Source organism: Mycobacterium heckeshornense, from assembly GCF_016592155.1.
Taxonomy (GTDB): domain Bacteria; phylum Actinomycetota; class Actinomycetes; order Mycobacteriales; family Mycobacteriaceae; genus Mycobacterium; species Mycobacterium heckeshornense.
In genome coordinates this window covers 1,481,841-1,499,685 of record NZ_AP024237.1, presented here as the reverse complement: position 1 = coordinate 1,499,685, position 17,845 = coordinate 1,481,841, and the positions used below count along the sequence as shown (strand labels likewise).

The 17,845-nt window shown below is 67.2% G+C and carries 9 protein-coding genes and 3 pseudogenes; 5 read left to right on the top strand and 7 right to left on the bottom strand.

Features of this window, described 5'->3' with window-relative positions; translation table 11 throughout:
- Positions 1 to 43 precede the first annotated feature (43 nt).
- A complete protein-coding gene (locus MHEC_RS07245) occupies positions 44 to 1,183 on the bottom strand; it encodes an acyltransferase family protein (RefSeq protein WP_048891668.1) in 1,140 nt (379 codons plus the stop codon).
- Entirely contained in the window at positions 1,180 to 2,892 is a 1,713-nt protein-coding gene (locus tag MHEC_RS07240) for a DEAD/DEAH box helicase (RefSeq protein ID WP_048891667.1), read from the bottom strand. Before MHEC_RS07240 ends, MHEC_RS07245 begins: the two co-directional genes overlap by 4 nt.
- Before the next feature lie 92 nt (positions 2,893 to 2,984).
- Here MHEC_RS07240 and MHEC_RS07235 point away from each other — a divergent pair, with 92 nt between their 5' ends.
- Complete coding sequence (locus MHEC_RS07235) at positions 2,985 to 3,569, top strand: LppP/LprE family lipoprotein (RefSeq protein WP_048891666.1); 585 nt, start codon at positions 2,985 to 2,987, stop codon at positions 3,567 to 3,569.
- 40 nt (positions 3,570 to 3,609) lie between these two features.
- Positions 3,610 to 7,073: pseudogene (locus MHEC_RS07230) on the top strand (TM0106 family RecB-like putative nuclease).
- Positions 7,074 to 7,078: 5 nt separating this feature from the next.
- Here the strand turns inward: MHEC_RS07230 and MHEC_RS07225 are convergent.
- Positions 7,079 to 9,136, bottom strand: a complete 2,058-nt coding sequence (locus MHEC_RS07225) for an MFS transporter (RefSeq protein ID WP_071700118.1) — start codon at positions 9,134 to 9,136, stop codon at positions 7,079 to 7,081.
- Complete coding sequence (locus MHEC_RS07220; RefSeq protein ID WP_048891663.1) at positions 9,133 to 9,717, bottom strand: PadR family transcriptional regulator; 585 nt, start codon at positions 9,715 to 9,717, stop codon at positions 9,133 to 9,135. The genes MHEC_RS07225 and MHEC_RS07220 overlap by 4 nt, the downstream gene beginning before the upstream one ends.
- A 219-nt stretch (positions 9,718 to 9,936) precedes the next feature.
- Between MHEC_RS07220 and MHEC_RS07215 the strand changes: the two genes are divergently transcribed.
- A complete protein-coding gene (locus MHEC_RS07215) occupies positions 9,937 to 10,692 on the top strand; it encodes a membrane protein (RefSeq protein ID WP_048891721.1) in 756 nt (251 codons plus the stop codon).
- A 179-nt stretch (positions 10,693 to 10,871) separates the two neighbouring features.
- A complete protein-coding gene (locus tag MHEC_RS07210) occupies positions 10,872 to 14,564 on the top strand; it encodes a multifunctional oxoglutarate decarboxylase/oxoglutarate dehydrogenase thiamine pyrophosphate-binding subunit/dihydrolipoyllysine-residue succinyltransferase subunit (protein WP_048891662.1) in 3,693 nt (1,230 codons plus the stop codon).
- Between the two features lie 30 nt (positions 14,565 to 14,594).
- Here the strand turns inward: MHEC_RS07210 and MHEC_RS07205 are convergent.
- A pseudogene (locus MHEC_RS07205) lies at positions 14,595 to 14,913 on the bottom strand (zinc ribbon domain-containing protein); the annotation flags it as partial.
- A gap of 54 nt (positions 14,914 to 14,967) precedes the next feature.
- On the opposite strand from MHEC_RS07205, the gene MHEC_RS07200 reads away from it, so the two are divergent.
- On the top strand, positions 14,968 to 15,792 hold the full coding sequence (locus tag MHEC_RS07200; protein WP_048891661.1) for an SDR family NAD(P)-dependent oxidoreductase: 825 nt from the start codon (positions 14,968 to 14,970) through the stop codon (positions 15,790 to 15,792).
- Between the two features lie 5 nt (positions 15,793 to 15,797).
- On the opposite strand, the gene MHEC_RS07195 is transcribed toward MHEC_RS07200, so the two are convergent.
- Together MHEC_RS07195 and MHEC_RS07190 are read right to left on the bottom strand one after the other, a co-directional pair.
- Positions 15,798 to 16,658, bottom strand: coding sequence for a glycine betaine ABC transporter substrate-binding protein (locus tag MHEC_RS07195; protein ID WP_048891660.1), 861 nt, complete (start codon positions 16,656 to 16,658; stop codon positions 15,798 to 15,800).
- Positions 16,655 to 17,834: pseudogene (locus tag MHEC_RS07190) on the bottom strand (NAD(P)-dependent malic enzyme). The gene MHEC_RS07195 and the pseudogene MHEC_RS07190 overlap by 4 nt, the downstream one beginning before the upstream one ends.
- Between the last annotated feature and the right edge of the window lie 11 nt (positions 17,835 to 17,845).

Genomic DNA, 17,845 nt, shown 5'->3' with positions numbered 1-17,845 from the left:
CGCCCGACAACTTAGGGCAGGGTAACCTATCTTGCGCGCGGGTTCAGCCCTGCACCCGGGTGAAGCGGTGCAGCAGCCAGGCCAGCGGGATGGTCAGGCCCAGCGTCGCCACGAAGAGGTTCAGCATCGAGCCGGTGTAGATCGGGTACCGGACGATCTCGACCATTGCGATCTCCATCGTCACCAGGTGGATCAGGAAAATCTCGTAGGAGATCTCGCCCAGCCAGACTATCGGCCGCAAGGCCAGCAGCCGGGCGTACCAGCCCTGGTTGCCCAGCGCCAGGGGCGCCACCGTCAGCGCGGCGATCACCGCATAAAACACTGCTTTGACCAGTGCCTCCGACAACCCGCTGGGCGTGGTCGTCGGGGCGCCGGCGATCGGCGTCGAGGCGATGAAGTAGCAAACCGTCGCCAGCGGTATGGCGGCAAACGCGTAGCAGCGAACACCCATCGCCTGCAGCACGGCCAGCATCATGCCGGCGATGAACCAGGCCAGATACGTCGGCAGCCACAGCCGGGCACCGTCGGGCAACCACTGGGTGGTGTGCACCAGCACCAGCCAGGCCGGGGTGATCAGCGCCAGCGCCCCCAATGCGACCAGCAGCCGCACCGGCTGCCAGCGTCGTTTGCACACCAGCGCCACCAGCACAACGGCCAGCAGGGGCAGCACCAGGTAGAAGGCGACCTCCACGGCCAGGCTCCACATCTGGGTAAGTCCCTGGTGCAGATAGGACCCCAGGTAGTTGTCGGTGTAGGTCTGTGTCAGGGTGAGGTTGCGGACGAGCCCTATCCAGGTGTGGCCAGGGTTCGGCCCGGCGGTGCGGAACTGGTAGATGAGGTAGGTCAGCAGCACTGTGACGGTGTAGGCGGGCATGATGCGCCGCACCCGGTGCCACGCGTAGCGGCTGACCGAGGGCGGCGGGCCATCGGTGGCGAGCGACTTCACCCAGGGGCCGAACAGCAGGAATCCGGACAGCACGAAAAAGATCGGCACGCCCATTTCCATCCGCGAGCAGATCAGCCCGTAGTAGCCGTGGGTGTATTTCCCGGTGGTGTAGGCCGAATGCGTCCCAACTACGAGCAGGGCGGCAACAGCACGGATTCCGGTCAGCGACGCGATACGGTCGGGCCCGGAGACTTGCTCGAGTCCGCCCTGGGGGGCGCTGATCCTCGGCAGGGTCATCTGGCTGGTTTTCGGCGTGGTTGAGCGCGGCCGCGGCGGGGGCCGTTGCGGGTTGCCCGGTCGGGCCGCAGGTTGATCGGGATACCGGAGATGCGGGTGTGTTCGAGCGCCTTCAACGTTGCGCGGGGCAGCCGGGCGGGCAACTCGACCAGGGAGAAGTCACTGCCGATCGTGATGTGGCCGAAATCGCTGCGGTGCAAACCCCCTTCGTTGGCGATTGCGCCGACGATCGCGCCCGGACCGACCCGATGCCGTTTGCCGACGCCGATGCGGTAGGTCGCCATGCCCGCTCCGGGTTTGCGCACCGGCTTGGCGGTGCGGCCCTCGGTGCGGACCCCGGTGCGGCGGGGACGCGGCGGCTCGGGCGGCTCCGGCGCCATGAAGAATTCTTCGCCGTTGCGCGACTGCAGCGCCAGCGCCGCCGCGATGTCGGCCATGGGAACGTTGTGTTCGCGTTCGTAGTCTTCGACCAGGCTGCGGAACAGCTCCACGCCCGGCGAGCCCAGGGCGTCGGTGATGGAATCGGCGAACTTGGCCACCCGCTGGGCGTTGACGTCGTCGACGGTGGGCAGTTCGGCTTCGACAAGCTTTTGACGCGTTGCCTTTTCGATAGCCTTGAGCAGGTGGCGCTCTCGCGGTGAGACGAACAGCAGCGCGGTTCCCGAACGTCCCGCCCTGCCGGTGCGGCCGATCCGGTGCACGTAGGACTCGGTGTCATGCGGGATGTCGTAGTTCAGCACATGCGACACTCGCTCTACGTCCAGCCCGCGGGCCGCCACGTCGGTGGCGACCAGAATGTCGACGCCGCCGTCTTTGAGCGCCGTGATGGTGCGCTCCCGCTGCGCCTGCGGAATGTCGCCGTTGATCGCGGCGGCGGAAAACCCTCGGGCACGCAGCTTTTCGGCGACCTCCTCGGTGGCCTGTTTGGTGCGGACGAAGACGATCATCGCCTCGAACGGCTCGACTTCAAGCACCCGGGTTAGCGCGTCCATCTTGCGGGGACCGGCCACTTGGACGTAGCGCTGTGAAATGTTCTCCGCTGTCGTGGTTTTGGCTTCGACGGTGACTTCGAGCGGCTCATGCAGATATCTCGCGGTAAGTGCGCGGATAGCCGGCGGCATCGTCGCGGAAAACAGGGCCACCTGCTTGTACTCCGGGGTGTCGGACAGAATGCGTTCAACGTCCTCGGCGAAACCCATTGCGAGCATCTCGTCGGCTTCGTCGAGCACCAGATAATCCATCCGGGACAGGTCGAGGGTCCCCCGTTCGAGGTGGTCGATGACCCGGCCGGGAGTGCCGACGACCACCTGGGCGCCGCGCTTGAGCCCGGCCAGCTGCACGCCGTAGGACGCGCCGCCGTAGATCGGCAGCACCGTCAGCCGCGGCAGGTGCGCGCCGTAGCGGCTAAACGCCTCGGACACCTGCAGCGCCAGTTCGCGGGTCGGCGCCAGCACCAGCGCTTGGGTCGCGGTGCTGGTGGTGTCGATCCGGGACAGGATCGGGATCGCGAAGGCCGCCGTCTTACCCGTGCCGGTCTGGGCCAGCCCGACCACGTCGGAGCCGGCCATCAGCGCCGGAATCGTCGCCGCCTGGATGGCCGACGGGGATTCGTAGCCCACGTCGGCTATCGCCCGCCGAACCGATGGAGGGATCTGCAGGTCGTCGAAGGTGGCAGGGATGGTCTCGGCCGCCGCGTCCGGGGAGGTCATTGCAGATGGAGTCTAGTGGCCAGCCGCGACGACGCGACGGTTGCCGATTACGCGGCCGCGCCTGCCGGGCCCGCGCAGCCGACGACGGTACGGTGCGCGGTGTGTGGTTGCTACCCTGCCGTGTTCAGACGCTGTCGGGCCTGGTCGTCGGCGCACTGGCGGGCGCGACGCTGGCCGGCTGCGGGTCGGGTGACTCCACGGTCGCCAAGACACCGCAGCCGCCGAGCACCCGGCCCGCCGCGACGTCCAAACCGCCGCCGCCGGCCCCGGCACCGTCCAGCGGCCCGGCCCCGGTCGATCCCTGCGCGGTCAATCTCGCCGCCCCGGCGATCGCCCGGGCCGTCTCCGAGCTACCCCGGGATCCGCGCAGCCGACAACCCTGGAACCCCGAACCGCTGGCGGGCAATTACAACGAGTGCGCACAGCTGTCGGCGGTGATCGTCAAGGCGAACACGAACGCGGCCAACCCCAACACCCGGGCAGTGATGTTTCACCTCGGCAAGTACATACCGCAGGGTCTCCCGGACACCTACGGCTTCAACGGCATCGACACCTCACAGTGCACCGGCGACACCGTCGCGCTGACCTATTCCAGCGGCCTGCAGGGCTTGGTCAGCGTGGTGAAATTCCGCTGGAACGGCAACGGGGTAGAACTCATCGGCAACACCCGCGGGTGACGGCCAGATCCTGTCGGTCGGCCGACCTACAGTTGCCGGTGTGTTCGTCGCCGACGACACCGTCATCTACAGCGCATCGGATCTCGTCGCGGCCTGCCGATGCGAATACGCGCTGCTGCGGGTGTTCGACGCCAAGCTGGGTCGCGGTCCGGCCGTCGGCGTCGAAGACGACGACCTGCTGGCGCGCGCCGCTGCTCTCGGTGACGAGCACGAGCAGCGTCGGCTCGACGAACTCCGCGACCAATTCGGTGCCGTCACCGTGATCGGCCGCCCGTCAGCCACGGTCGCAGGGCTGACCGCGGCGGCCGAGGCCACCGGCGCGCCGTCGCCGACGGCGCGCCGGTGGTGTATCAGGCGACAGTGTTCGACGGGCGCTTCGCCGGGTTCGCCGACTTCCTCATCCGCGACGGTGACCGCTACCGGGTCGCCGACACCAAGCTCGCCCGCTCGCCGCACGTGACCGCGTTGCTGCAGCTGGCCGCCTACGCCGACGGCCTGGCGTCTTCGGGTGTGGCGGTGGCGCCGGAGGCCGAACTGATACTCGGTGACGGCGCTGTCGCGCGCTACCGCGTCGACGAGCTGATCCCGGTCTACCTGGCTCAGCGCGCCGCATTGCAGCGGCTGCTCGACGACCATTACGCCGCGGGCGTCCCGGTGCGCTGGGACGACGAGGATGTCAGGGCGTGTTTCGGCTGCCCGGAATGCCAGGCGCAACTGCGCGCGTGCGACGACCTGCTGCTGGTTGCCGGCATGCGGATCAGCCAGCGGGCCAAGCTGGTCGACGCCGGCATCACCACAGTCGCGCAACTGGCCCAGCATGCCGGCCCGGTACCGCACCTGGCGGTGCGCACGCTGCAAAATCTCACCGCGCAGGCCAAACTGCAGATAGCCGAACGCCGAAGCGGCACACCACAATTCGAGATTGCCGATCCGCAGCCACTGGCCGTGCTGCCAGACCCCGACGATGGCGATCTGTTCTTCGATTTCGAGGGCGATCCGCTCTGGACCGTCGACGGCCGCGACTGGGGCCTGGAGTATCTGTTCGGCGTCCTGGACGCCCGGGGCGGCTTCCGGCCGCTGTGGGCTCATAGCCGGGCCGACGAGCGCAAGGCGCTCTCCGACTTTCTGGCGATGGTTGCCAGGCGCCGCAAGCGCTACCCGAACATGCACATCTATCACTACGCACCCTACGAGAAGACCGCGCTGCTACGGTTGGCCGGACGCCACGGCGTCGGCGAGGACGAAGTCGACGACCTACTGCGCAACGGAGTACTGGTCGATTTATATCCGTTGGTCCGCAAGAGCATTCGCGTGGGCGCCGAGTCGTTCAGCCTCAAAGCCTTAGAACCGCTCTACATGGGCACGGGGTTGCGCTGCGGCGAAGTCACCACCGCAGCGGATTCGATCGCCCAGTACGCGCGATTCTGCGAGCTGCGCGACAGCGGCCGCGCCGACGAGGCTGCCGCGATTCTGCGGGAAATCGAGGACTACAACCACTATGACTGCCGCTCGACTCGCGCGCTGCGCGACTGGTTATTGATCCGTGCCTTCGAATCCGGCGTCACACCCCTTGGCGCCCAGCCTGTTTCCGGCGGCGACAGTATCGAACAGCATGATCAACTGGCGGTTGCTCTGGCGAACTTCGCCGGCGATGCCGCCGTCAGCGATCGCACCCCCGAGCAGACTGCCGTGGCCTTGCTCGCCGCCGCCCGCGGCTATCACCGGCGCGAGGACAAACCGTTCTGGTGGGCGCATTTCGATCGGCTCAACTACCCCGTCGACGAGTGGGCCGACAACACCGACGTGTTCATCGTCGACCAGGCCTCCGTCCTCTCGGATTGGCACCAGCCGCCCCGCGCGCGCAAACCGCAGCGGCGAGTGCGGCTGACCGGCGAACTGGCGCGCGGCGAGCTCAAGGCCGACGTGTTTGCGCTGTACGAGCCACCCGCCCCGGCCGCCCTCACCGACGATCCCGACCGTCGAGCAGCGGGCCGCGCCCAGGTCGTCGAGTGCGACGATCCGACGGTGCCCACCGAGCTGGTGATCCTGGAACGGGCCAGCCACGGCAAAACCTTTCGCCAGGTGCCGTTCGCGCTCACCCCGGGACCGCCACTGCCGACGGCGAGGCTTCGCGAATCAATCGAGTCGACGGCCGCCGAGGTGGCTGGCGGGCTGCCGCACCTGCCCCGCACGGCGCTCTTCGACATCCTGCTGCGCCGCCCGCCACGCACCCGCGGCGGCGCGCCTCTGCCACGCGGTGCCGATACCGCGACCGACATCACCGCCGCACTGCTCGACCTCGATTCGTCATATGTCGCCGTGCACGGACCACCCGGGACCGGCAAGACCTACACAGCCGCGAAGGTGATTACCCGGCTGGTCAACGAACATGGCTGGCGTATCGGCGTTGTCGCGCAATCGCATGCCGTGGTGGAGAACTTGTTCGACTGCGCGATCACCGTCGGCATGGATCCCATGCGGGTCGGCAAGAAACCGCACGACCGCACCAATCCGCGCTGGCGGCACATTGACGAAAGCGACTACGCGGCATTCATCTCCGAGACCTCAGGATGCGTGATCGGCGGCACCGCATGGGATTTCGCCAACCGAACCCGTGTTCCGGCGGGCAGCCTCGATTTATTGGTGATCGATGAGGCCGGCCAGTTCTGTTTGGCGAACACTATTGCCGTAGCACCGGCCGCCGCGAACCTGCTGTTGCTCGGAGATCCCCAACAGCTCCCGCAGGTCAGTCAGGGCACCCATCCCGAACCAGTCGACACCTCGGCCCTGAACTGGCTGGCCGGCGGGCAACGCACGTTACCGGCCGAACTCGGCTACTTCCTGGACCGCTCATACCGAATGCATCCGGCGGTGTGCGGGCCGGTGTCGAGGCTGTGCTACGAAGGGCGGCTGTATTCGCACACCGAAAGCACCGCCGCGCGTCACCTCGACGGGTATCCGCCCGGGGTGCACGTACTGTGCGTCGAGCATGACGGCAACTCCACCGACAGCCCGGAAGAAGCCGACGCGATTGTCGCCGAGATACGCCGGCTGCTCGGATCATCATGGACCGACGAGCATGGCACCCGACCGTTGGGCACCCCCGATGTGCTGGTGCTCGCACCGTATAACGCGCAGGTGGTGCTGTTACGCGAGCGGTTGGCGGCCGCACGGCTCGACGCGGTCCGGGTCGGCACCGTGGATAAGTTCCAGGGTGCCCAGGCACCGGTGGTTTTCATCTCGATGACGGCTTCGTCGATCGACGAGGTGTCGCGCGGAATGTCGTTTTTGCTCAACCGGAATCGGTTGAACGTGGCAGTCAGCCGTGCGCAGTACGCGGCGGTGATCGTGCGCTCGCTCATGTTGACCCACTACCTGCCCGGCACGCCCGACAGCCTGATGGAGCTGGGTGCGTTCCTCACGTTGACATCCGGTGATATGCGGGCACCGCGGCCGTGCGGCGGCGAGCACGCTGAGCGTCACGGTGCGCCGCTGCGCGGCTAATCGCGTTACGGCAACGAATGCCGCCCGTAGGTTGGGGTGTCGTCGACATCCGCGCGGTAATGCCTGTTGCGCGGCGGCTCGTCCTCGCGAAGCCGATGGCGGGCGGAGCTGCGATACCCGAAGTGGTCGTTCCACGAGCCTTCGGCGATGGGATCGTCACCAGCGTGCGCGTGCGAATCGGCGTGGCGATTCGCTGACGGCGGCACAAAATCGGCCAGCGGGCGGAACCGTTGCTCGTGATCCACATGAAATCCGTTGTGGGCGAATCCAATTAGCTGGTCAGTCAACGCCGTCCTGGTGCCGACCGGGTGGCCGTCCCACGCCTCGGCTGATGCCGTCCGGCGATGCGCGGCGCGGGTGTCGAGCGGCTCGGTGTCATCTGTGTCGGCGTGGCCGGCGCCCGGCGGGCCGGTGAGGGGCTCACCGGTCGGCTCCGGTCCGCGGGCGATGGTGTACTCCACGTAGTCGTCGTAGTCATCGCCGACCACGTCATCGTCCGGTGTCATTGTGATGCCTTCGGTCCGCTCACCCGCGCGGCCGGGCGCACCGATGGCCGCCGAGGCGCCAAAGCCGACCATAAACAGCGCCGCTGCCACGCCGAACAGCGAGATAAACGCCGGCAGCAGCATCGACTGCGACATCGCCGCCGCAAACGGTTCGCGCAGAAACGCCGGCAGTTGCAACGCCGGACCTTCGGGTCTGTGCGCGGACGCGCCGTCAGGCAGCGCCGGCATTTCGGCGGTGATCCGCGAGGTCATAAAGGCCGCCATGCCGGCACTGCCCAACACGGCGCCGACCTGCCGCGTCGCGTTGTACACGCCTGACCCGGCGCCGGCGAGGCCCGGCGGCAGGTTTCGGGTGGCCGTGGCGGCCAGCGGTGACCAGATAAACGCCATCCCGACCCCCATTGCGGCCAGCGGTACGAGCAGCCGCCAGATCGGGGCCGACGGCGTCAGCTCGATCGAGAGCCACGTCAACGCGATCGCCAACACCGAGAAGCCGAAACCCACCACGGAGCGCGGGTGGTAGTTGTCAACGATCTTGCCCACCACGGGGGCCAGCAGGCCGCTGACGATCGCCATCGGTGCGGTCAGCAGCGCCGAACGGGTCGGCGACAGCCCGCACACCGCCTGTGTATAAAACATCAGCGGCAAGATCATGGCGGTCGCCGCGAACCCGATCACCGCGACCCCGAGTGTGGCCACGGCAAAGTCGCGGACCCGGAAAATCTCCAGCGGGATCAGCGGCTCGCGGGTATTGATCGCCTGCCAGTAGAGAAACATCGCCAGGAAGCCGATGCCCGCGACGATCACCGCCCAGATCCACGGTGCCCAGCCCTTGGACTGGCCCTGCTGGAGGCCGAAGACGATGAGGAACATGCCCGCGCCCGACAATCCCACGCCCGCCAGGTCAAACCGGTGCTCGTGCGTCGACAGCACCGGGACCAGCCAGGCCGCCAGCGCCAATCCGAGGATGCCGATCGGCACGTTCACGAAAAACACCCACTCCCAGCCCAACTCGTCGACCAGCACGCCGCCGGCCAGCGGCCCCACCAGGGTGGCGACACCCGCGGTGGCGCCCCATACGCTCATCGCCGCGCCGCGCCGTTCGGGCGGGAAAATCCGGGTGATCATCGACAGGGTTTGCGGTGTCAGCACGGCGGCCCCGATTCCTTGAACCACCCGGGCGGCGATCAGCATGCCGACACTGCCCGCCAGGCCACACCACAGGGAGGCCACGGTAAACACCGCCAGACCGGCCAGATAGAGATTCTTCGGGCCGAATCGGTCACCGAGGCGGCCGGCCACCAACAACGGCACGGCGTAGGCGAGCAGGTAGGCGCTGGTTACCCAGATCACGGTGTCGTAGCCGGTATCCAGCTTGGCCATGATGCTGGGGTTGGCGACCGCGACGATGGTGGCGTCCACCAGGATCATGAAAAAGCCGACCATCGTCGCCCACAGCGCGTTCCACGGGTTCGTCCCACGCGGGCGGTTGCGGGGCCCCGCCGCGGTCGCCCGCCGGGTGCTCCCCGCAGCCCGGGCCCTGGCCGCCGCGGTCATATCTGGGCCTCGCCGGCGTCGAGTCGGGACGGGTGCGCCGACCGATCCCCGGTGCGCAGCGACTGCGCGAATCCTCGCAACCAGGTGACCTGAGCTTGGGTGGTAGCCAGCAAGTACTCCAAAGCGACCAGGGTCGGCGCCTCAGCGGTGCTGGCGTCGCGCAGCGCCATCATCTCCGCGACGTCAGCCTCCAACGCCGCCACCCGGCTGGTCACGGCGTCCACCGCGGTCTCGACGTCGAGATGATGGAGCTCGGCCAGCGCGGTGACGAACTGCGGGAACTCGTCGATGGGGGTGGCCACCACGTCACGCACCCGATCGATGAGCGCTTCGACACCGGCGTCGGTGATTTCATAGATCGCCCGCTCCGGCCGGTTTCCCTGGCGGCCGGTCGCCGCGCGCCGGATCAGTTTCTCCTCCGCCAACCGGTCCACGACGTGATACAGCGATCCCGGCCGGACCTTGACGATGCGCTGCGCCTGACGGTCGGCAAGCACCTGGAACATCTCGTAGCCGTGCATGGGACGATCCCGCAGCAGCGCCAGCACCGCGACACCCAGTGACGTCAACCTGTAGGTCATGCATGCTCCGTCAGGTCACGGCCCCGCACGGATTATTCCGAGCGGAGTAATCGCTGCGAGGCTACGAGGCCGATGCTGGCCAACACAACTCCCCCGCAGCGCTCCATCCGGGAAAATCGACGGGTGCTGGGGTTTTCCGGCCTTTTGTGGCACCGGCGCTAGCCTGGAAAACACCATTCACCGCCCGGCACTAAGCGGGCAATGGGAATCGGAGGCACCATGAGCGCCCGAAGCACCGGGCCGACGCCGGATCCGTCATCGGCCAGCACGGCGGGGCGGCCGAAGCTTTCCACCCGCGCATTGGCGCAGGTCATCGAGCGCAGTGCGCGACTGCAGGGTCCCGCAGCCCAGGCATACGTGGAGCGGCTGCGGCGCGCCGACCCGGATGCCGCGCCCGCCGAGATCGTCGCCAAACTGGAGAAGCGGTACCTCGCCGCCGTTACCGGCAGCGGCGCGGCGGTGGGTTCGGCGGCGCTGTTTCCCGGGATCGGCACGCTGACGGCGCTTTCCGCGGCCGCCGGCGAAACGGTGGTGTTTCTCGAGGCCACCGCGCTTTTCGTGCTGGCGCTCGCCGATGTGCACGGCGTTCCGGCCGATCACCGGGAACGTCGGCGCGCGCTGGTGCTCGCTGTGCTGGTCGGCGACGACACCAGGCGTGCCGCCGCCGATTTGATCGGCCCGGGTCGGACCGGCGGCGGCTGGCTCTCCGACGGTTTGGCGTCGTTGCCGCTGCCTGCGGTGTCCCAGTTGAACTCGCGCCTGCTGAAATACCTGGTCCGGCGGTACACATTGCGGCGCGGCGCGCTGACGTTCGGCAAACTGCTGCCGGTCGGCGTCGGCGCGCTGATCGGCGGTGTCGGCAACCGTATGGCCGGCAAGAAGATCGTCCGCAATGCCCGCAAAGCGTTTGGTACCCCGCCCGCCCGCTGGCCGGTGACCCTGCACTTGCTGCCAAGCGTGCGTGACATCGGCTAACCGGCCGCGAGCACGGCTCCTTTGCCGCGCGTGGCGGATCGCCCGCAAAGGGTTAGCCTTTATGGGGCGGGAATACTCCGCACCGTCGCAGGTCCAGATGCGCCGCTGTCGCGGGCGCACCGAGGGGCGAGCGTCACGCCGCGCTTGCCCGGGCAGAAGAAGCGAGGCGAGCAGCCGCAGTGAGCACTACGAGTTCACCATTCGGCCAAAACGAATGGTTGGTCGAGGAGATGTACCGCAAGTTCCGCGAAGATCCCTCCTCGGTCGATCCCAGCTGGCATGAGTTCCTGGTCGACTACAACCCGGAACCGACCGTGGAGACGTCGACCGCGACCGACGGGGCGCCGGGCGCACCGGCACCCGCCGCGCCACCCGAGCCGCAACCGGCCCCGGCGCCCGCGGCGGCACCACCGGCGAAAGCAGCCGACAGCAACGGTGCCGGGGTGCCGACGGCCCCGGCCAAGACCGCCGCCTACACACCGGCCGAAGGCGACGACGTCCAGGTGCTGCGCGGCGCCGCCGCGGCGGTTGTGAAAAACATGTCCGCGTCGCTGGAGGTGCCGACAGCGACCAGTGTGCGCGCCATTCCGGCCAAACTGTTGATCGACAACCGCATCGTCATCAACAACCAGCTCAACCGCACCCGCGGCGGCAAGATTTCGTTCACCCACCTGCTGGGGTATGCGCTCGTGCAGGCGGTTAAGAAGTACCCCAACATGAATCGGCACTACGCCGAGGTCGACGGCAAGCCCACCGCCGTCACACCGGCGCACATCAACCTCGGTCTGGCCATCGACTTGCAGGGCAAGGACGGCAAGCGCTCGCTTGTGGTGGCCGGCATCAAACGCTGCGAAACGATGCGCTTCGCGCAGTTCGTCGCCGCCTACGAGGATATCGTTCGCCGTGCGCGCGACGGTAAACTCACCGCCGAAGACTTTGCCGGCGTGACGATTTCGCTGACCAACCCGGGCACCATCGGCACGGTGCACTCGGTGCCGCGGCTGATGGCCGGCCAGGGCGCCATTATCGGCGTCGGTGCGATGGAATACCCTGCCGAATTCCAGGGTGCCAGCCCCGAACGGATCGCCGAACTCGGCATCGGCAAGCTGATCACGCTCACCTCGACCTACGACCACCGCATCATCCAGGGCGCGGAATCCGGTGACTTCTTGCGCACCATCCACGAAATGGTGCTCTCCGATGGGTTCTGGGACGAGATCTTCCGCGGGTTGGGCATCCCGTACGAGCCGGTGCGCTGGCGTGCCGACAATCCCGACTCCATCGCCGACAAGAACCCCCGGGTCATCGAGCTGATCGCCGCCTACCGCAACCGCGGCCACCTGATGGCCGACATCGACCCGCTGCGCTTGGACAACAGCCGTTTTCGCAGCCACCCCGACCTCGACGTGCTGACGCACGGCTTGACGCTGTGGGACCTTGACCGCGAATTCAAGGTCGACGGTTTCGCAGGCGCGCAATACAAGAAGCTGCGCGACGTGCTCTCGGTGCTGCGTGACGCCTACTGCCGCCACGTCGGGGTGGAGTACACCCACATCCTCGAACCCGAACAGCAACAGTGGCTGCAGCAGCGCATCGAGACCAAGCACGAGAAGCCGACCGTCGCGCAGCAGAAATACATCTTGTCCAAACTCAACGCCGCCGAGGCGTTCGAGACATTCTTGCAAACCAAATACGTTGGACAGAAGCGGTTTTCGCTAGAGGGCGCGGAAAGCGTTATCCCGATGATGGACGCCGTCATCGACCAGTGCGCCGAGCACGGCCTCGACGAAGTGGTCATCGGGATGCCACACCGCGGCCGGCTCAACGTGCTGGCCAACATCATCGGCAAGCCATACCGGCAGATTTTCACCGAATTCGAGGGAAACCTGAACCCCTCGCAGGCGCACGGCTCAGGCGACGTCAAATACCACCTGGGCGCAACCGGCGTCTACCTCCAGATGTTCGGCGACAACGACATTCAGGTGTCGTTGACCGCGAATCCGTCGCACCTGGAAGCCGTCGACCCGGTGCTGGAGGGACAGGTGCGGGCCAAGCAAGACCTGCTGGACAAGGGCGATACCGAGGAGGGCTACTCGGTGGTGCCGTTGATGCTGCACGGCGACGCCGCCTTCGCCGGGCAGGGTGTGGTCGCCGAGACGTTGAATCTGGCCCTGCTGCCTGGTTACCGCGTCGGCGGCACCATCCACATCATCGTCAACAACCAGATCGGCTTCACCACGTCGCCGGAGCACTCCAAGTCCAGCGAGTACTGCACCGATGTCGCGAAAATGATTGGAGCGCCGATCTTTCACGTGAACGGTGACGACCCGGAGGCGTGTGTGTGGGTGGCGCGGTTGGCGGTGGACTTCCGGCAAAAGTTCAAAAAAGACGTCGTCATCGACATGCTGTGCTACCGCCGCCGCGGACACAACGAGGGCGACGACCCGTCGATGACCAACCCGGCGATGTATGACGCCATCGAGACCAAGCGCGGGGTCCGCAAGAGCTACACCGAGGCGCTGATCGGCCGCGGGGATATCTCGATGAAGGAGGCCGAGGACGCGCTGCGCGACTACCAGGGTCAGCTGGAGCGAGTGTTCAACGAAGTCCGCGAGCTGGAAAAACACCCGGTGCAGCCCAGCGAATCGGTGGAGGCCGACCAGCAGGTTCCGCGGGGCTTGTTCACCGGGATCGACAAGGCGCTGATGGCCCGCATCGGCGACGCGCATCTGGCACTGCCCGAAGGCTTCACGGTGCACCCGCGGGTCAAGCCGGTGCTGGAGAAGCGCCGGGAGATGGCCTACGAGGGCAAGATCGACTGGGCGTTCGCCGAGCTGCTGGCGCTCGGGTCGCTGGTGGCCGAGGGCAAGCTGGTGCGACTGTCCGGGCAAGACACCCGACGCGGCACTTTCTCCCAGCGCCATGCGGTGATCATCGACCGCAACACCGGCGAGGAGTTCACCCCGCTGCAACTGCTGGCCACCAACACCGACGGCAGCCCGACCGGCGGCAAGTTCCTGGTCTACGACTCGCCGCTGTCCGAATTCGCCGCTGTCGGTTTCGAATACGGCTACACGGTGGGAAACCCGGACGCATTCGTGATGTGGGAGGCCCAGTTCGGCGACTTCGTCAACGGCGCCCAGCCGATCATCGACGAGTTCATCAGCTCCGGGGAGGCCAAGTGGGGGCAGCTGTCCAACCTGGTGCTGCTGCTCCCGCACGGTCACGAAGGCCAGGGCCCGGACCACACGTCGGGGCGTATCGAACGTTTCCTGCAGCTGTGGGCCGAAGGGTCGATGACGATCGCGATGCCGTCGACGCCGTCGAACTACTTCCACTTGCTGCGCCGCCACGCCCTGGACGGGATTCAGCGGCCGCTGATCGTGTTCACCCCGAAATCGATGTTGCGCCACAAGGCCGCGGTGAGCGAAATCAAGGACTTCACCGAAATCAAGTTCCGCTCGGTGCTCGAAGAGCCCACCTACGAGGACGGCATCGGCGACCGGAGCAAGGTTCGCCGCATGCTGTTGACCAGTGGCAAGTTGTATTACGAGTTGGCGGCCCGCAAGGCCAAAGACCACCGCGACGACATTGCGATCGTGCGGATCGAGCAGCTGGCTCCGCTGCCGAGGCGCCGGCTTCGCGAAACGCTGGACCGCTACCCGTCAGTGGAGCAGTACTTCTGGGTTCAAGAGGAACCGGCCAACCAGGGCGCGTGGCCGCGTTTCGGTCTCGAGCTGCCAGAGTTGTTGCCCGACAAGCTGACCGGACTCAAGCGGATCTCGCGACGGGCGATGTCGGCGCCGTCGTCGGGCTCGTCGAAGGTGCACGCGGTCGAGCAGCAGGAGATCATCGACCTGGCGTTCAGCTGAGCCGTGCCGCGAGCGGCCCGCTCGCGGTACGGTTTCCTCGTAGCGCGCGAGGTTCACGGCGGCGTTGTCATCACGCTGGTGGATGACCGAACAGCCGCCGCATTGCCAGTGTTCGTCCCAGCCGATGTCGTTGGACATGCCCGCAGGCGTGACAGGTTTTCGACGAACCGAACCAGCGGTCGGCGACCACCAGTTGCGGCCCGTACCAGCCCGTCTCATAGGACAGGTGCCGGCGCGGGGTTCCCTGGGCGGCATCGGAGAGTCCGCGCCGACGATACGCGGTCACCCGCGCAACACCCCGACAACTACCGACCGCCCGGGCCGCAACAGTTGGCAGCCCCTTGTACCTCGGACCGCTGGTACCGACTAGGCTCGACGGGAGCGACTAGCAGGGAGCGTGTCCATGGAGGGGTTTGCCGGGAAGGTCGCCGTGGTCACCGGCGCCGGGTCGGGCATCGGCCAGGCGCTGGCCATCGAGCTGGCCCGCGCCGGTGCCAAGGTGGCGATCAGCGACATCGACACCCAGGGACTGGCATGCACCGAAGAGCGGCTGGCAGCCATCGGGGCATCGGTCAAGGCGGACCGGCTCGACGTCACCGAGCGCGAAGCGTTTTTGGCCTACGCCGATCAGGTCAACGAGCATTTCGGCACGGTGAACCAGATCTACAACAATGCAGGCATCGCCTTCACTGGCGACATCGAAGTCAGCCAGTTCAAGGACATCGAGCGGGTGATGGACGTCGACTTCTGGGGCGTCGTCAACGGCACCAAGGCGTTTCTGCCACACCTGATCGCCTCCGGTGACGGGCACGTCATCAACGTCTCCAGCGTTTTCGGCTTGTTCTCGGTCCCGGGCCAGGCCGCCTACAACTCGGCCAAGTTCGCGGTACGCGGCTTCACCGAGGCACTACGGCAGGAGATGGCGCTGGCCGGTCATCCGGTGAAGGTGACCGCGGTGCACCCCGGCGGTATCAAAACCGCGATCGCCCGAAACGCCACCGCCGCCGAGGGACTCGACAAGGACGAACTGGCGAAGCTGTTCGACAAGCGGCTGGCCACTACCAGCCCGCAGCGCGCTGCCCGGATCATCCTGGACGCGGTGCGCAAGAACAAGGCGCGCGTACTGGTGGGCACCGACGCCAGGCTGCTCGACCTGCTGGTGCGGCTGACCGGTTCGGGATACCAGCGGCTGTTCACCCCGGTGCTCGGGCGCATGTTACCGCACTGACCCGGCTAAGAACGCCCGAGCGGATGCTCGGCCAACCAGCCGTCGGCCAGCCCTCGGGCGTCGAAGCCCTTGGCGACCTGCCGGCGCATGTCGACCAACGCCGCGGTGTCGAGCACCCCGGCCACCTCGTTGATCGCCAGCACCTGCCGGTCGGTCAGCTCGTTGCGGCGATATAGCGGCACCACGTTCTCGGCCTGCACCAGCGGCGGTTTGCCGTCGGCCAGCATGACCACGTCAGCGGGGACGTCGGCGGCGGCGGTGCTGGTCCATGCCGCGGTCAGCTGTCCGGATCGCAGGGCGCCGAACATGGTTGTGCTATTTGGAAATTGCCGGTTGGGCGGTAACCGGCAGCGGCCGATGGTCTGCGGTGTCGCGACTCCGGCAACCGAACCGACGACAAGGCCGCCGCAGTGCCGGGGTAACTCGCTTAACTCGTGGCCGCCCCAGGCCTTGGCGGTGGATCGGCGCACCACCAGCGTGGGTTTGTCCTCGGCGGCGGTGGTGTAGTCGCCGGCGGCGATGCCTTCGGGTAGGGCGCCGACCATCGCACGGTAAACCTGGGCGTCGGAGCGCACGGTAGCGCCGGGCTGAAACCTTTGCAGCAGGCGGCCGGTGAAACCAGGGGCTACGTCGGCGGTACCGGAGTCCAGCCGGCTCAGCGGGTCGGGCGCCGATTCGACGCGAGCCGGAAAACCGTAGGAGCGCAGCGCCCCGGCGTAGATCTCGGCCAGCAGCACCGACTCGGAATCGGGAGCGGATGCCACGACGAGCTCGCGCGCCGGGTGGCTCGCAGGCGAACCATGACCACAGCCGGCCAGCGCCACCGATGCGGCCAGCGCCACCGCGGTCAGCCTGCGGACGGTCACTCTGCGGTATCTGAAGCGGCCGACACCGCGGCGGCGACCGCTGTCGCGACTCGCGGGTCCAGCGGGCTCGGCACGATCCGGTCGGGTGCCAGCTCGTCGCCGACCACGGAGAAGATCGCCTCGGCCGCGGCGACCATCATCTTCTGGGTGATTCTGCTGGCCCCCGCGTCCAGGGCGCCCCGAAAAACCCCGGGAAATGCCAGCACGTTATTGATCTGGTTCGGAAAGTCGCTGCGGCCGGTGGCCACCACCGCCGCGTACTTGGCCGCCACGTCCGGATGAATCTCCGGGTCGGGATTGGACAGGGCAAACACGATCCCGTCGGGGGCCATGGTGGCGATCAAATCCTCGGGGACCACGCCCGCGGACACGCCAAGGAACACGTCGGCCCCCTCCAGCGCCTCCACCATGCCGCCGGTGCGGCCGGCCGGGTTGGTGCGCTGCGCCAGTTCCGCCTTGACGCTGTTCATGTCGTCACGGCTGGGGTGCAGAATCCCGCTCGAATCGAGCACTGTGATGTCTGAAATCCCGTTGGCAAGAAGGAGATTCGCACAAGCAACCCCAGCAGCTCCGGCCCCGGAGATCACCACGCGGAGGTTGGCCATGTCGCGGTCGAGCAACGCGCTGGCACCCAGCAGCGCCGCCAGCACGACGATCGCGGTGCCGTGCTGGTCGTCATGCATGACCGGGCAGTCCAGTGCCTCGACGACGCGGCGTTCGATCTCGAAGCAGCGTGGCGCGGAGATGTCCTCGAGGCTAACCGCGCCGAAGCTCGGCCGCAGCCGCACCAGGGTTTCGACGATCTCGTCGGGATTTTTGGTATCCAGCACGATCGGAATTGAGTCCAAGCCACCGAATGCCTTGAACAGTGCGCTCTTTCCTTCCATCACCGGAAGCGCCGCCGCGGGCCCGATGTCGCCGAGGCCAAGTACCGCGCTGCCGTCGCTGACGACCGCGACCAGCCGGTTCGCCCAGGTGTAGCGGGCCGCCAGGGTGTGGTCGGCGGCGATCGCACGGCTGACCTGAGCCACCCCGGGGGTGTAGGCGATCGACAATGCACGCTGGGTGTCTAGCCGAGTCTTGAGCCCCACGGAAAGCTTCCCCCGCTACGTGGGCCTCGAAAATCTCCTCGTTGCCGATGAGAACCTGGGAGCGCTCGTCAGCGCGGGCCTTCACCGCGTGGGGCA

Excerpts from the sequence above, each read along its gene's own strand:
- MHEC_RS07245 (WP_048891668.1), bottom strand. The coding sequence starts at position 1,183 with ATGACCCTGCCGAGGATCAGCGCCCCCCAGGGCGGACTCGAGCAAGTC.
- MHEC_RS07240 (WP_048891667.1), bottom strand. The coding sequence starts at position 2,892 with ATGACCTCCCCGGACGCGGCGGCCGAGACCATCCCTGCCACCTTCGAC.
- MHEC_RS07225 (WP_071700118.1), bottom strand. The coding sequence starts at position 9,136 with ATGACCGCGGCGGCCAGGGCCCGGGCTGCGGGGAGCACCCGGCGGGCG.
- MHEC_RS07220 (WP_048891663.1), bottom strand. The coding sequence starts at position 9,717 with ATGACCTACAGGTTGACGTCACTGGGTGTCGCGGTGCTGGCGCTGCTG.
- MHEC_RS07215 (WP_048891721.1), top strand. The coding sequence starts at position 9,937 with ATGAGCGCCCGAAGCACCGGGCCGACGCCGGATCCGTCATCGGCCAGC.
- MHEC_RS07200 (WP_048891661.1), top strand. The coding sequence starts at position 14,968 with ATGGAGGGGTTTGCCGGGAAGGTCGCCGTGGTCACCGGCGCCGGGTCG.